The sequence below is a fragment of the Vibrio sp. 2134-1 genome (assembly GCF_033339495.1).
In genome coordinates this window covers 1-663 of record NZ_JAWOUS010000499.1, presented here as the reverse complement: position 1 = coordinate 663, position 663 = coordinate 1, and the positions used below count along the sequence as shown (strand labels likewise).

1 protein-coding gene is annotated in these 663 nt (G+C 40.7%); it reads left to right on the top strand.

Going from position 1 to position 663, the window contains the following annotated elements; all coding sequences use genetic code 11:
* Positions 1-472: GTP cyclohydrolase II (locus R7R78_RS26870; RefSeq protein WP_225474704.1), on the top strand; the 472-nt coding region annotated here is incomplete at its 5' end.
* Positions 473-663: the final 191 nt, after the last annotated feature.

The following is a 663-nucleotide window of genomic DNA, read 5'->3' as shown; positions in this document are numbered from 1 at the left end:
GGATCAAACGCAAGACACGCCGCTAGTGCGTATGCATTCCGAGTGTCTGACTGGCGATGTTTTCCACTCATCTCGCTGTGACTGCGGTGAGCAGTTAGAAGAAACGATCCAACGTATGGGCGAATCTGGCGGCGTGATCCTTTACCTTCGCCAAGAGGGCCGTGGTATCGGTTTGTACAACAAGATTGATGCGTATCGTCTGCAAAGTCAGGGGATGAACACTTACGAAGCAAACAACCATTTAGGCTTTGATGATGATTTAAGAGACTTCACCGAAGCGGCACAAATGTTAGAAGCGTTAGGTATCAAGAAAATTCGTCTTGTGACCAATAACCCTAAGAAAATCCGTGAATTAGCGGAATACGGAATTGAGATTGTCGAAGTTGTCAATACTTCGGCGCACATTAAAGATGGTAATGAAAACTATCTTAGAGCGAAAGTTTCTCACGGCAAACATAACCTAAAGGTTTAATCCTAAAGAGAAAACTGTCAATTATGAATGTTAAAAGCCTCACAGTGATGAGGCTTTTTTTGTATCTGGAGTTGCAAATAAATTGTAAATTTGTATTATCTCGTGACTAAAAGTGCAAATAAGAATAATTAGCACTACGAATATAACAAATGAATTGCTCAACAAGGATGCTTCAGATGAATGCAAAAACA